The organism is Pseudomonas sp. AP42 (assembly GCF_001728935.1).
GTDB classification, from domain to species: Bacteria; Pseudomonadota; Gammaproteobacteria; order Pseudomonadales; family Pseudomonadaceae; genus Aquipseudomonas; species Aquipseudomonas lactis.
Map to the genome: position 1 here is coordinate 1 of NZ_LYSO01000074.1, position 14,566 is coordinate 14,566.

A 14,566-nucleotide genomic window follows, 5' to 3' on the forward strand; every position below is an offset into this window, starting at 1 on the left:
AATCCCCTGTGGGAGCTGTCGAGCCCCAGCGAGGCTGGGTCAGAGCTTCGGCAACTGCCCGACGCGGCCCATCATTTCGGTGACGATCTGCAGGTCCAGCAAGAACTGCTCAACCGTCTTGAACTCACTGTCAGTGTGCCCGGTGTACTTCTCTTCCGGGCGCGCCAGGCCAAATTGCACGCCGTTGGGCAGGTCATGCACGGAGGTTGCGCCGGCCGAGGTGCCGAACTTGTGTGCCATCCCCAGGTTTTCCGTGGCCACCGCCAACAAGGCCTTGACCCATTCGCCTTCCGGGTTGCGGTACATCGGGGTGTCGAGCGAGTAAGTGAAGCTCACGTTGACCTTGGCGTTCTTGTCCCAGGCGTTCAGCTTCTGCTCGATTTGCGCCTTGAGCGCCTCCGGGGTTTTACCTTTCGGCGCGCGCAGGTTCACGGCCAGTTTGAAGGCTTTGTCATCCTGGCCCACAAACGTCAGCGAGGTGGTCAGCGGGCCCATGAAATCATCTGCGTAGCCCACGCCCAATTTGCCACCCAGGTAATCCAGGCCCCAGTTGTCGGCGGCATACCGCGCAGCATCGGTGATGTGGTTGTGCTTGAGGGCGACCTTGCCATCGAGGCTGTGGATCAGCTCCAGCATACGCGCCACCGGGTTGACTCCGGTTTCGGGCTCGGAGGAGTGCGCGGACACGCCGGTCACCGTGAGCTTGACGTCCTTGCCATCGACCTTGGCCGTCACCTGGAAATTGCCACCGTTGCGCTTGGCATAGTCGGCACCGGCCTGTTGCAGGCTGGCGGCCAGTTCGGCGGGTGCATCGCTGACCAGCGTGGCCACCGAGGCCGATGGGATCTGGTTGTTCGCCTTGCCGCCGGTCATCGCGATGATCTCTGCGCCTTTGCCTTCGCCTTTGCGCACCGGGAAGGTGGCCATGACCGTCCCCGAGCCTTTCTCGGCGATCACCACCGGGTAACCGCCATCCAGCGCCAGGTTGTATTGCGGCACGGGATTGCGTTCGAAGTAGTAAGGAATGGCATCACCAGCCGTTTCTTCAGTGGTGTCCACCAGCAGCTTGAACGTGCGCGCCAGTGGCAGCTTTTCTTCCTTGATCACTTTCATGGCGTACATCGTCACCACGATGCCGTTCTTGTCATCCTCGGTACCACGGCCATACATGCGGTCGCCGATCAGCGTGACCTTGAACGGGTCGAGTTTGGTACCGTCTTGCAGCACCCAGTTTTCCGGAGTCACCGGCACCACATCGGCGTGGGCATGCACACCCACGACTTCATCACCGCTGCCTTCCAAGGAGATTTCGTACACGCGGTTATCGACGTTACGGAAGTTCAGGTTGAAGGACTTGGCCAGGGCCTCGATCTTCGCGGCGATCTTGAGGAATTCCGGGTTTTTGTACTGTGGCAGGCCGTCTACGTTGAACGTAGGGATCTCCACCAGTTCACGCAGGGTTTCGAGCGCGGCTTTGCCGTATTTCAGGCGGGTGTAAATGCCCAGCAGGCGATTGATCTCGTTCTGCTGCTCGGCGTTCAGGGTTTTGTTGCCCAGAAACGCGTTGATAGCCGGGCCAGTGTCAGCGGTTTTACCCAGTTTGCCCTTAGCCAGGGTGCCGAGGAAGCTGCGGAAATCGGTGACCGAGGTCTCGCTGAAGTGCTTCAGGATTGCCGTGCTTTGGTCTGCAGTGATGTTAGCGGATGCAGACGTGGCGACTGCCGAAAGGCTCGCGGCGAACAAGGTGGCAGCCACCAGTTTTTTCAGTGGAAAGTGCATGGTTAAAGGCATTCCTTTGCAGGTAGTGAGTAGGAGGTTTCTGATGGAAGAGTCAGAAACATTTCCACACACTACCATTACTCAGGTGCCCAAGGTCAATGCTGGCCAGGGTGGGGCGCGGGATACGCCTCCGTCACGCTCAAGGCTCTAGCGTAAGGCCCATCCCACAGTTGTTCATGCAATTGGCCTACGCGCTTGGCCATCGCCTCACTGCGCATCACCACCTCCAGATTGCGCGAATTATCCAAGTAGCCGCCTAACCAGTTACTGGTGCCGACCCACGCCACCTGGCCATCGATCTCCATGGTTTTGCTATGGATCACCCGCGCATATGGGATAAAGCCCTGCTTGGCTTCGGGCAGGGTGACGATCTTGATTTCGACATTGGGCAGCACCGCCAGGCTCTTGAGATAGGGCAGCTCCAGTGGGTCGGTATTCCAGTTGGACACCATCAGTTTGATCGACACGCCACGGGCAGCGGCAGCGCGCACGGCGTTGTCGATCACCGCGTAGTACGGCCGGGTTCGATCCGGCCCGTAGGACAACGGCGCGTAGTCGAGCAACTGCACGCGCACCTCTTTTTTGGCTTCGCCCAGCAGGCGCGGCAGTTCCAGCTGTGAGTCGCCCACGCCGGGCGGGTTGTAGCGTTGCGGGCTGGCCACCAGATAGTTGCCGGTACGCGTGGGCTCCCGGCCGCTGGCGGGTAGCGGCACCGGTTGTTTATCGGCGAGCGCGGCCTGGGCTTGCCAGTCTTGCTCGAAGATCGCCTGCACCTGGCTTACCACCGTTTCGTCAGTGATCCGCAGCCCGGTTTCGTGGATATGCTCCAGGGCGCGCCAGTCGAAATTCTGACTGCCGACAAACGCCTGCTTGCCATCCACCAGCAGGTACTTGGCGTGGATGATGCCGCCGCTCAGTTGCCCGTAGGGCAGCACGCGCAAGGTCAGGTTGGGAATGGCGCGCAAGCGTTCCAGGGTGGCGGCGTCCGAGAGCTTGATGCCTTTTTCTTCGAGCAGGAAACGAATCTTCACGCCGCGTTTGCCGGCGGCTTCCAGGTGTTCCAGCACCGTGTTCATCACCGAACCAGGGTGGTCCGCGGCGTAGAACTGGCCGATATCAATGCGGCTTTTGGCGCCATCGAACAGCTCGATCCATACCGGGCCGGGCTGGCGTAAATCGTCGGTGCCCAGGGCGGTGTCCACGGGCACGGTATGCACCAGTTCAAAACCCGGAATGGAAAAGTCCGCCTGGGCCAGCGGACTGAGGAGCAAGCCGGTCAGGCCGGCGATACGCAACTTCATCGAAAGGGACATAAGCGTCTCATCGCACCAAAGGAAAAGGCGAGCGCCCAAGGCGCCCGCCCTGCAGGTCAGGCTGTGCGGCTGTGCAGCGGGGTGGGCACGCGATGGGTCACTTCATCCTGTGCGCGGGCGCCGGTGGCGGCGCGAATCAACAGGATCTTCAACTGGTCGTTGATGCGCTCCAGGCTGTCCTGGAAGAAGTTGTGAAACACCACGCAGAACAGCGCGATGGCGATACCTAATCCCGTGGCAAACAAGGCCGTCCCGATACCACCGGAAATCTGCCCTGGGTCCGACACGCCCGCGGTGGCCAGTGCCTTGAAGGTGTCGATGATGCCGAGAATGGTACCCAGCAGGCCCAGCAGCGGGGCGGCGGTGGTGATGGTCTCGATGATCCACAGGCTGCGGGCCAGTGGGGCGCGGGTCTTCAGGTACTGGGTGTCGATTTCGTCGTCCAGGTCCTTGCGCGAACCGTGGGTCGCCTTTTGGGCCAGCACCGGCAAGATCATGTTCAGCGGCAGGCTGTCGCGACGGGTCAGGTTCTGCGGCAAGTCACGCTCGCTGTGCACGTTGGTGCCCAGGGCATCGATCAACGCGCGAGCCTGGCGGCGCACGTAGGCAAAGTAGATACCGCGTTCGATGGCGATGAAGATCGCAATGGCCATCGCCGCGTACATCACATAGAAGGTGACGTCGTGGAGCAGGTTCATATCCATGATGGTGTTCCTCTTGGGGTGAGTCTTAGAAATTCGCTTCCAGCGAAACCGTGACGGTACGGTCCAGGCCGACGATGTACGCAGGGTCCCCATCGCGGAAACCGCTGTAGCTGGCCGCGTTGGTCTTGGTGGTGTACACGCCGTCCAGGTATTTCTTGTCGAACAGGTTGTCGACGTTCAGGCGCAGGGTCGCGTCCTTGACCACCTTCTTGTCCACCGGCAGATAAATACCGGCGCCGAGGTTGAACACGGTGCGCCCGGAAATCGCCTCGTCGTTGGTCAGGTCGCCGTAGAGCTTGCTGGTGTACTTGCCGCCGAAGGTGCCGTAGAAGCGCCCGTCGTCATAGCCGATGTTGGCCGCCAGCATGTTCTTGGGCACGTTGGCGAACTGCTTGCCGCTGGTGGGCAGCACGATGGGTTTGCCAGCGTTGTAGACGGTCAGGTCATCCTGCTGCTCGGCCTTGGTGTAGGTGTAGGAGGTGTAGTAATTGAAGTGGTGGGGCAACTGTCCGCTCCACTCCAGTTCCAGGCCTTTGTTGACCACGGAACCTGCGTTGATGTCGGCAAAGTCGCCGTTGATGTCCCGGGACGACACCTGGCGGTTCTTGAAGTCCATGTAGAACAGGGTGGCGGCCAGGCTCATGTCGTCGCCGCTGTAGCGCCAGCCCAGTTCATGGTTCCAGCTGGTTTCCGGCTCGGCGTCGATCGAGCCGGCGCCTTTGTCGTAGAGCACGTAGTTCTGCGGCACGCGCATGTTGCGCGACAGGCTGTAGAACAACTGGTCACGCTCGTCCAGCTGGTATTTGAGCCCCGCGTTGGGCAGCAGTTTGTTGTAGGTCTGGTTACGTTTTTCCGGGCGTTCGTTGAGGCTGCCGTGGTTGGTGCCTTCACGCTCGACGTTCATGTAGGCCAGGCCTGCGATGAAGGTCCAGTCCGGGTTGATGTACCACGTGTCCTGGGCCCAGACCTTTTGCGCCGGCGTCACGGTGAAACGGTCGCGACCCTGCACGGTGTTGCCGTTGGCATCGACGATGGCGCTGTTGGAGTCCGGCCAGGTGTCCACTGGCTTACCGTTGCTCTTGAGCGGAATGAATGGCTGGGTCTGGCTCTGGCGTGCGCGCTCGTACCAGTAGCCGAATTGCAGGCTGTGGTCGCCCAGGTCCCAGGTCAGCTTGGTGGTGATGCCCGGACGCCAGGTTTGCGTGCGTGAAGGGCGGTAGTACACGCCGCTGTTGGGTGTGCCGTCGGCGTTGTATTGGGCGGCAGTGGGGAGGTTGCCGAGGTCGAACACACCGCCCTGGTTGGAGCCACGGTTGAGGGCATAGCTGGATGAACCGACGCCGCTGCCATTGCCCCAGTAGTAATACGGGATCACCGACAGCGCCAGGTTGTCGGCCAGTTTGAACTGGGTGTTGAGCACGGCGGTGAAGGTCTGGAACGGGTTCTGCGCCAAGGCGTAGTAGCTGTTGTACTTGCCGTTGCTGCCCACGCTCGGCGTAGCCGGGTAGGGATCGTACTTGCGGCCGTTCTGCTGGAACTGCGCCTTGGTCAACTGGCTATAACTGTTGTTGTCCTGCTCGTGGTACTTGAGGATCAGGTTGGCGGTGTTGCCATTGCCGGCGTCGAAAAAGCTGTTCCACTCCACCTTGTCCGCGCGTACCGCACCCGAACCGCGCCACATTTCACCTTCGGTATGGGACACCGACAGCCAGTTGCTCAGGCCGTTGATTTCGCCGGTGTTGAGGCGGGCAAAAGTCTTGCGCGTGGCATTGCTGCCGACGACTTGTTTGACGAAGGCGCCGGTTTCCTTGGTCGGGCGAATCGTGACGATGCCAATGTTGCCGCCGCTGGAACCAATGTGCGGGCCGTCGGACTCCGCAGCGCCCTGGGTGACGAAGATCTGGTCGATGTTTTCCGGGTCGCCCAGCAGGTTGGAATACAGCGCGTAGTTGCCCGAATCATTGATCGGCATGCCGTCCACCGACATGCCCACCTGGTCGGAGTTCATGCCGCGCATGGTGAAGCGAAAGCCCGACAGGCCGGTGTTGTCTTCACTGGAGATGTTCAAGCCCGGGGTGTACTTGAGCTTGTCGATGGCATTGCCCGTGGCCGCCTGTTTATCCAGAGCTTCCTTGGTCACCGTGGAGCGGCCCTTGATGCTTTCCTCCGGCACCATGTAACCGCCCCCGGCGGTCGCCTTGCCTTGTACGCCAATGGTGCCGACATCACTGTCGCTGGTCTCTGCCACGACCAGTCCCTGGCTCATGCTGGTCGCGGCAACGAGTGCCAGATGAATACGGGTGAACTTCATCACTGTCGTCCTGGTGTCGGGTGCTTATTGCACGCTGTAGTTGAAGGTGGCGGTGAAGCGCTGCTCATTGCGCCCCCCGAAGGCTTGCTCGGGGAACGGTTTGACTTGCTTGATGCGACGCAGGCTGTTGGTGGCGGCCCGGTTGAGCAACATGCTCGAGGCCTGGGTTTGTAGGCCTGAGTCGAGGACGCGGCCCTGACGGTCTACCAGCAGCCACACCACCACCTCGCCGCTCGGGCGTTCGAGGGAGGCCTGGCGCCCGGTGGGGTACTGCTTGTAGGTGTCCAGTTCGTTGCGCAAGCCTTTGAGGTAACCGCTTTCCAGGGCCTGACCATCGACCTTCGGTGGCGCCGGTGGAGCAGGCGTCGGTGCCGCTTGGGCCACGGCGGCCGGGGCTGGCTTGGCGGCCACCGGTGGCGGCGTTGGCGCAGGCTTGGCGACCACGGGCGCAGGCTTGGGCACAGGTTTTGGCTTGGGCTTGGGTTCGGGTTTTGGCAGCGGCTTGGGCGGTGGCGGCGGGGGAGCAGGCTCGGCCTCTTCCTCTTCGATCACCGGCGGTGGCGGTTCTTGCTCCACCAACGGTTCAGGGACTACTTCCGGTTCCGGCTCGACCAAGGCCAATTCGACCGCCGACTCGTCATACACCGGCTCGACTTTCAACGTCTGGGACTGGATACCCAGTGCAATCAGCACCAGGGCGATCAGGGCCGGGACACTGCCCAGCAACTGACGCGCACGAAACAGAACGTACATGGTCAGGACTTACGCGTAGCAATGGACACGGAGGTGAAGCCACCCAGGCGCAGGGTGTCCATCACTTCCACCAGGCGCGAAACCTCCACGCCTTTGTCGCTGTTGACGATGATCGTCGACTTGGTATCGGGCTTTTCGGCCGCCTTCAGCGCCGGCACCAGGGCATCCACCGTCAGGTCCTTGCCGTCCAGTTGCAACTGGCCTTCCAGGCCCAGGGTGAGGATGAATTTGTTCTGCGGCTTGAGCTGCTGCGAACTGCTGGCGCTGGGCAATTGGGTCTTCATGCCGAGCGCGGGAATCACGTTCAGGCTCACCAGTACGAAAAACACCAGGAGGAACATCATCACGTCGATCATTGGGATCAGCTCGATGTGCGCCTTGCGTTTCTTGGGTTCGTCCCAGGTTCTCATTCCGTTACCCCGTCATTGAATTAGGGGCAAAACGCTAACAGCCAAAAATGACCGATTGGTTAACTTTAATTGACCGTTTAGAGGCTCTAGGACGCGTCTTTTTAGAAAACTTACCGGTCAGTTTTCGGGCGTAATGAAACTGACACTCGGGGCATCCATGCTTGAGAAATTTATCTTGAGGGCCGGCTCCCATGCCCACTGCACTGCCTCAATTGACGACCCCGCGACTGTTGTTGCGCACCCTGCAAATGCACCAGGCGCAGGTGCTTTTCACGCTTGCCAACGGGCCGAAAATTGCCGACAACACGGCGAACATTCCATCGCCCTACACCCTGGAAACCGCCCAGGATTTTATTGCCGGGATCGCTGACAAGTACCGCACCGGTGAGCTGCTGAACCTGGGGGTGCATGTGCGCGGCACCGACGAATTGGTCGGCATGGTCAGCCTGCGTATCAACGCTCGGCATCACTATGGGCACTTGGGTGGCTGGGTGGCAGCGCACTGCCGTAACCAGGGGTATGCGGCTGAAGCGGCGAGCGCGGTGATGGACTTCGGTTTCGACGCGCTAGGCTTGCAGCGCGTGGGCAGCCAGTGTTTCGCGCGCAACAAGGAATCGGCGCGGGTCATGGAGAAGATCGGCCTGCGCTATGAAGGCTGCATGCGCCAGGCGTTTTTAAAGAACGGCGTGTATGAGGACATGCTCGGGTTTGCCACCGTGCGCGACGACTGGGAGCGCTGCCTGTGAGCGGCGAAGTCGACCACGGCCGGCGCCGGGTCCTCGGCGGGCTGGCGGTCGCTACGGCGTTTTCTATTCTCAGCCCGTTTGCGCGCAGTGCCGGGGTGGATTATCCGTTCACCCTTGGCGTGGCTTCCGGCGACCCGCTGCCGGATGGCTTTGTGATCTGGACGCGCCTGGCGCCGTTGTTCAATGCTGAGGATGGCCGTGGTGGCTTGAGTCGCTCGGTGCCGGTGCGTTGGCGGGTGGCCAGCGATGCGGCGATGACGCGCATTGTGAAGCAGGGCGAAGTACTGGCGACGCCGCGTTTTGCTCACGCAGTGCATGTCGAGGTGACGGGGCTGGCGGCGGATCGGCCGTATTGGTACCAGTTTGAAGGGCTCGGTGCGCAGAGCCCGGTGGGCCAGTCCCGCACGATGCCGCCGCTGCACGCCATGGCCTCGGCCCGGCTGGGGTTTGTGTCGTGCTCGCACTGGGAGCGCGGGTATTTCAGCGCCTACCGGCACCTTGCCGCCGAGCAGCCGGACCTGGTGTTTTTCCTCGGTGATTATATTTACGACAGTTCCTATGCGGCGCAGTCGGGCAAGGTGTTTCGATCCCACGGCAGCGGCAATGCGCAAAGCCTGAGCGATTACCGCAACCGCTACGCACTGTACAAGACCGATCCAGACCTGCAGGCCCTTCACGCCGCGGCTCCCAGCGTCGTGACCTGGGATGATCACGAGGTACAGAATGACTACGCCAACCGCTGGTCCCAGGACCCGAAGGTGGCGGTGGCGCAGTTTCTCAAGCAACGGGCGGCCGCGTACCAGGCGTTTTACGAACACATGCCCCTGCGTGCCAGCAGCGTGCCGAAGGGGCCGGACATGCGCATCTACCGGCGCCTGGATTACGGCCAGCTTGCGCGTTTCCATGTGCTTGACGGTCGCCAGTACCGTTCCGAGCAACCGTGCATCGCGGCCAATGGCAGCCACCAAGGGCATATTGTCACCACCCCTTGCAGCGACCTGCGTGACCCTGGCCGCACGTTGCTCGGCTGGCAGCAAGAGGCCTGGCTGGACCAAGGATTTGCCCAGTCCAAGGCGCAGTGGAATATCATCGCCCAGGATTTGCTGGTGGCGCCGCTGATGCAGCGTGACCTCACCAACCACAAGCTTGGCCGCTGGACCGATGGCTGGGATGGCTACATGGCCAACCGCTCGCGGATGCTGGCGTCGATCGTGCGTAACCGGGTGAAGAACCCGGTGTTCTGGGGTGGGGATATTCATTCGTTCTGGGCCACCGACCTGCATGCCGACGCCGACAGGCCGGACTCGGAGGTGGTCGCCACCGAGTTTGTCGGCTCGTCGGTCACCTCCGATGGCCCGCCCTATGACGCGTTCATGAAGATCATGCCGCTCAACCCCCATGTGAAGTTCTTCGACAGCCGCCAGCGTGGCTATGTGTCGGTGGAGTTGGCGGCCAGCACCATGCAGACGAATTTTCGTGCGATCAGCGATCCGCGTGACCCGGCGGCGACGGTGTCGACATTGAAGTCATTCGTCAATGAATCGGGCCAGCCGAGCGTGGCCCTGTAGGAGCGAGCTTGCTCGCGAAAAACCAAAGGGCGCCGATGGGAATCAGGTACCCCGCGTTATCGTTAACGTTCTTCGCGAGCAAGCTCGCTCCTACAGGGCCAAGGTGTCAGCGAGGCTGTAGCGTACTGACAGCGCGCCTTTTTTCTCCGATAGCGCCAGGATCGTCACCTGGCCCAGTTCGCTCAACGCTTGAACATGCGTGCCGCCACAGGCGTAAGCCGGCAACTCACCGAAGCCGACTTCACGGGTGCCGTCTTCCAGCGTCATATGGCGGGGATAGTCGGCGGCGATCCATGTGTTGACCCACTGCTGGAGCGTCTGCGCATCCATGTCTTGCGCGGCCTGGCCACGGATAAAGGTGATCTTGCCTTCGCCCGGCCAATGGTGGGCTTTGATCGGCATCCAGCCCAGGCGTTCGCCAGCATTGCCGATCAAATGCCCTGCCGAATGCAGACGTGTGTGCAAGGCGCGCCGCTCTGCGTCGACGCGTGCAATGACAGGTCCAGGTTCCAGAGGTTGGTCGACGTAGTGCACCACCCGTTCGGCTTCCTGCATGACTCGCAGTACCTGGCTGTCGCCGAGCCAGCCGGTGTCGAATGGCTGGCCGCCGCCTTGGGGATGGAAAATCGTCGATTGCACAATCACGGCGAATTGCTCTTCGTACGGGGTGCAACTGAGCACTTCCAGCTCGGCCGTCAGGTGATCGTGGGTAAAAAACAGGCGCTCGGTCATCATCTACATCCGCATCAGGGTTCTGTGGGCAGTATAAGTAGTGCGCAAATGAGTGATAATCCGCTCAATTATCAATGGACCTGTGCGTCATGAGCATCAATCTTCCTTTGCCGTTGTTGGGTGAAATGGCGATTTTCGTCAAGGTCGTCGAAACCGGCAGCTTTTCCGAAGCGGCGCGGCAACTCAGCGTTTCACCTTCGGCGGTGAGCCGCAGTATCTCGCGCCTGGAGCACGCCCTGGCCACGCGCCTGCTGCAACGAACCACACGCAAGCTGCGCCTGAGCGAGGGCGGCGAGGAGGTGTTCAAGCGTTGCCAGGAGATGGTCAACGCAGCGCGCTCGGTGATGGAAATCAGTGGGCAATTCACCCATGAAGCCGAGGGCCTTGTGCGGGTCAGTGTGCCCAAGGCGGTGGGGCGATTCGTGGTGCACCCACACATGCCGGAATTCTTGCGGCGCTACCCCAAGGTTGATGTGCAATTGATTTTGGAAGATCGGCATGTGGACTTGATCGACGACAACGTCGACTTGAGCATCCGCATCACCGACAGCCCGCCGCCAGGCTTGGTCGGGCGCCAGTTGTTGCCCATCGAACATTTGCTGTGCGCGACGCCGCAGTACCTGGCCGAGCACGGTACACCGAGCCATCCCCATGATCTGCTCGGGCACAGTTGCATCTATCTGGGAGAGACACCGGGAGATTCACGCTGGAAGTTTCGCCAGGCTGGCAAGGCAGTCACGGTCGGCGTACGCGGCCGGTATGCGGCGAACCACACCGGGGTGCGGCTGGAGGCGGCCTTGCAGCATGTCGGGATTGCCAGCTTGCCGTATTTCACCGCGCGGCATGCGTTGGAAGCGGGGGAGTTGGTGCAGGTGTTGCCGGGGTGGGATTTTATTGCCTCGTACCATGGCGAGGCGTGGTTGCTGCATTCGCCCACACGTTACCTGCCGCCTAAGTTGCGGGTGTTTATCGATTATCTGGTGGAGTGCATGGCCAAGGAACCCACGCTGCGGCGGCGGTAGGAGCGCGGTTAGGAAATGTGGGAGGGACAAGCCTTAATACTGTAGGAGCGAGCTTGCTCGCGAAAAACTCACAGGCGCCGCGTTTATTCAGAAAGCACGCGTTATCGATGACGTTTTTCGCGAGCAAGCTCGCCCCACATAGTGGTGTCAGTGCTTGCTCTGGTCCTGAGGCATCGCCAGCAGCTGTTTTTCCTGGTTCCAGTCGAACGGTTCGTCGTTCTGTTCGGCTTCATAGCGACGTTCTTCCAGGGCCTGGTACAGGTCCAGTTCTTCGTCAGGCATGAAGTGCAGGCAGTCGCCACCGAAGAACCACAGCAGGTCGCGGGGCACCAGGTGGGCAATTTGCGGGTAACGCACAATGACCTGGCTCATCAGGTCCTGGCCCAGGTACTGGCTTTCGATCGGGTCGATCGGCAGCAGGGCGCGCAGTTCGTCGAAGCGCTCCAGGAACAGTGCGTGGCTTTCCTCGGGCACCAGTTCGGCTTCGCCGACGGCAACCAGGATGCTGCGCAAGTGGTCGAGCAAGACGAGATGATCGGCAACGACGTTGGACACGAGATAAGGCCTCTAAAGCAAAAACGGGCGCGAGAGTATAAGCCTCTCGCGCCCGTTTTTATATGACCGCTCGACTCAGCGGACTTTACCCTCTGCCTGCATCAGCTCTTCCTTGCTGAAATCATCCACGTCGATCACCTTGCGTCGCGCCGCCTCGGCATCGCGCAGGGTTTGCGCCTCGGCCGGTTGCAGCACGCCGGCCTGCAGGGCCGCGTCGATAGCATGCTCGCCGGCCACCGGTTTGACCTGGCCGCTTTTGAGCGCACTGTGAAGTTTTTTCTGCAAGGGATGGCTGGCACCGAGCAGGTCGTAGGCATGTTGCAGGGCGCCCACCGGATCTTCTGCTGATTGCGGGCGATAACAGCCGGCCAGCAATTCTTCCAGGGTCGGGTCGCCCTTGGCGCGACCGATCACGGCTGCCACTTCGGCATCCAGCGCGTCGGACGGCCCGGTATGACGACGACCGAATGGGAACACGATCACCCGCAGCAGGCAGCCCAGCACCTTGTTCGGGAAGTTGCTCAGCAGCTCATCCAGTGCACGTTCCGATTCACCCAGGCTTTCTTCCATGGCCCAGGCAAACAGCGGCTCCAGGTGGTCCGGCGAGTCCAGATCGTGGTAACGCTTGAGCGCCGCCGAGGCCAGGTACATGTGGCTCAGCACATCACCCAGGCGAGCGGACAGGCGTTCGCGGCGCTTGAGCTCGCCACCCAGCAACATCATGCTCAGGTCCGCCAGCAGGGCAAACGCAGCCGCCTGGCGGTTCAGGGCACGGAAGTAGCCCTGGCTCAAACGGTTGCCCGGGGCTTTTTCGAAGTGCCCCAAGCCCAGGTTCAGCACCAGGGTGCTGGCGGCGTTGCTCACGGCAAAGCCGATGTGTTGCATCAGCAGGCCGTCGAATTCCTTCAACGCTTGGTCATGGTCTTCGCGACCGGCCAGGGCCATTTCCTTGAGCACGAAGGGATGGCAGCGAATCGCGCCCTGGCCGAAGATCATCAGGTTACGCGAAAGGATATTGGCGCCTTCCACGGTGATGAAGATCGGTGCGCCCTGCCAGTTGCGGCCCAGGTAGTTGTTGGGCCCCATGATGATGCCCTTGCCGCCGTGCACATCCATGGCGTGGCTGATGCACTCGCGGCCGCGCTCGGTCAGGTGGTACTTGAGGATCGCCGACAGCACCGACGGCTTCTCGCCCAGGTCCACAGCGTTGGCGGTGAGCATGCGCGCGCTGTCCATCAGCCAGGCGTTGCCACCGATGCGCGCCAGGGCTTCCTGGATGCCTTCGAAGGCCGACAGCGGTACGTTGAACTGTTCGCGCACCTGGGCATATTGCCCGGTCACCAGGCTGGTGAACTTGGCGGCGCCGGTGCCGACGGCGGGCAGCGAGATCGAACGGCCGACCGACAGGCAGTTCATCAGCATCATCCAGCCCTTGCCGAGCATTTCCTGGCCACCGATCAGGTATTCCAGGGGGATGAACACATCTTTGCCGGAGTTGGGGCCGTTCATGAACGCGGCGCCAAGCGGCAGGTGACGACGGCCGATTTCCACGCCAGGGGTGTCGGTAGGAATCAACGCGAGGCTGATGCCCAGGTCTTCTTCTTCGCCCAGCAGGTGGTCCGGGTCATGGGCCTTGAAGGCCAGACCAAGCAAGGTCGCGACAGGGCCGAGGGTGATGTAGCGTTTTTCCCAGTTCAGGCGCAGACCAAGGGTTTCCTTGCCTTCCCATTCGCCTTTGCAGATCACCCCGGTGTCGGGCATGGCGCCCGCATCGGAGCCGGCCAGCGGGCCGGTGAGGGCGAAGCACGGGATGTCGTCGCCACGGGCCAGGCGCGGCAGGTAGTGGTTGCGTTGTTCCTCGGTGCCGTAGTGCAGCAGCAGTTCGGCGGGGCCCAGGGAGTTGGGGACCATCACGGTGGAGGCCAGGTCACCGCTGCGGGTCGCGAGCTTCATGGCAACCTGGGAGTGGGCATAGGCGGAGAAGCCCTTGCCGCCGTACTCCTTGGGAATGATCAGGGCGAAGAAACCGTGGGTCTTGATGTGTTCCCAGGCTTGCGGCGGCAGGTCCATGGCCTGGCCGATTTCCCAGTCGCTGACCATGGCGCAGAGTTCTTCGGTGGGGCCGTCGATAAACGCCTGCTCTTCCTCGGTCAATTGCGCCTTGGGGTAGGCCAGCAATTTGTCCCAGTCGGGGCGGCCACTGAACAGCTCGCCGTCCCACCAGACGGTGCCGGCATCGATCGCATCGCGCTCGGTCTCGGACATTGGCGGCAGCACTTTCTGGAACCAGCTGAACAGCGGCTTGGTGAAGTATTGGCGGCGCAGGTCAGGCAGCAACAACGGCGCGGCCACCACGGCCAGGAGCACCCAGAAGATCAGCAGCAGCCAACCCGGTGCGTGGCTCCAGGCGCCCATCGCCAGCAGGTAGACGGCGACCACGCCCAGGGCGGGCAGGGGGGCAGTACGGCGGTGTGCCAGGTAGGCAATGCCGACCACCAGCACCAGTATCCACAACAACAGCATATTCAATCCTCCGTGAACCAGGGGCGAAACCACCAGGGAGCTTAGTCGGCATCCGAACAAGCCGGGTGATCAGGGTGTAACAAGGTGTACTGGGCAACCCATCAGCCGGCGCCGGCATTTGGCCGAATCGTCGTTATCTCTCGGGCAGGC

At 61.6% G+C, this 14,566-nt stretch carries 12 protein-coding genes; 3 read left to right on the forward strand and 9 right to left on the reverse strand.

Annotated elements, in window-relative coordinates:
- Positions 1-39: 39 nt before the first annotated feature.
- From A7K61_RS21315 to A7K61_RS21340, 6 genes are all read right to left on the reverse strand, one after another.
- On the reverse strand, positions 40-1,779 hold the full coding sequence (locus A7K61_RS21315; RefSeq protein WP_069558307.1) for a dipeptidase: 1,740 nt from the start codon (positions 1,777-1,779) through the stop codon (positions 40-42).
- Between the two features lie 95 nt (positions 1,780-1,874).
- Positions 1,875-3,092: a phospholipase D-like domain-containing protein gene (locus A7K61_RS21320; protein WP_069558308.1), complete on the reverse strand. Its 1,218-nt coding sequence runs from the start codon at positions 3,090-3,092 to the stop codon at positions 1,875-1,877.
- Between the two features lie 56 nt (positions 3,093-3,148).
- Positions 3,149-3,796, reverse strand: a complete 648-nt coding sequence (locus A7K61_RS21325) for a MotA/TolQ/ExbB proton channel family protein (RefSeq protein WP_044273045.1) — start codon at positions 3,794-3,796, stop codon at positions 3,149-3,151.
- Positions 3,797-3,821: 25 nt separating this feature from the next.
- On the reverse strand, positions 3,822-6,107 hold the full coding sequence (locus A7K61_RS21330; protein WP_069558309.1) for a TonB-dependent receptor: 2,286 nt from the start codon (positions 6,105-6,107) through the stop codon (positions 3,822-3,824).
- Positions 6,108-6,131: 24 nt separating this feature from the next.
- Positions 6,132-6,860 carry an energy transducer TonB gene (locus tag A7K61_RS21335; protein WP_069558310.1) on the reverse strand — a complete coding sequence of 243 codons (729 nt, stop codon included), beginning with the start codon at positions 6,858-6,860 and terminating at the stop codon, positions 6,132-6,134.
- Positions 6,861-6,862: 2 nt separating this feature from the next.
- Positions 6,863-7,270, reverse strand: a complete 408-nt coding sequence (locus tag A7K61_RS21340; RefSeq protein WP_005786670.1) for a biopolymer transporter ExbD — start codon at positions 7,268-7,270, stop codon at positions 6,863-6,865.
- 191 nt (positions 7,271-7,461) lie between these two features.
- On the opposite strand from A7K61_RS21340, the gene A7K61_RS21345 reads away from it, so the two are divergent.
- Both A7K61_RS21345 and A7K61_RS21350 read left to right on the forward strand, forming a co-directional pair.
- The gene (locus A7K61_RS21345; RefSeq protein WP_069558311.1) at positions 7,462-8,016 is read left to right on the forward strand and encodes a GNAT family N-acetyltransferase; all 555 of its coding nucleotides are present in this window, start codon (positions 7,462-7,464) and stop codon (positions 8,014-8,016) included.
- Entirely contained in the window at positions 8,013-9,584 is a 1,572-nt protein-coding gene (locus tag A7K61_RS21350) for an alkaline phosphatase (RefSeq protein ID WP_047710451.1), read from the forward strand. Before A7K61_RS21345 ends, A7K61_RS21350 begins: the two co-directional genes overlap by 4 nt.
- A gap of 90 nt (positions 9,585-9,674) precedes the next feature.
- On the opposite strand, the gene A7K61_RS21355 is transcribed toward A7K61_RS21350, so the two are convergent.
- On the reverse strand, positions 9,675-10,316 hold the full coding sequence (locus tag A7K61_RS21355) for a serine-tRNA(Ala) deacylase AlaX (RefSeq protein ID WP_047712126.1): 642 nt from the start codon (positions 10,314-10,316) through the stop codon (positions 9,675-9,677).
- 89 nt (positions 10,317-10,405) lie between these two features.
- Here A7K61_RS21355 and A7K61_RS21360 point away from each other — a divergent pair, with 89 nt between their 5' ends.
- Complete coding sequence (locus A7K61_RS21360) at positions 10,406-11,338, forward strand: LysR family transcriptional regulator (RefSeq protein WP_044273052.1); 933 nt, start codon at positions 10,406-10,408, stop codon at positions 11,336-11,338.
- A gap of 147 nt (positions 11,339-11,485) precedes the next feature.
- Here the strand turns inward: A7K61_RS21360 and A7K61_RS21365 are convergent, their stop codons facing one another.
- Positions 11,486-11,893: a PA2817 family protein gene (locus A7K61_RS21365; RefSeq protein ID WP_069558312.1), complete on the reverse strand. Its 408-nt coding sequence runs from the start codon at positions 11,891-11,893 to the stop codon at positions 11,486-11,488.
- Between the two features lie 75 nt (positions 11,894-11,968).
- Complete coding sequence (locus A7K61_RS21370) at positions 11,969-14,416, reverse strand: acyl-CoA dehydrogenase (RefSeq protein WP_003190110.1); 2,448 nt, start codon at positions 14,414-14,416, stop codon at positions 11,969-11,971.
- Positions 14,417-14,566: the final 150 nt, after the last annotated feature.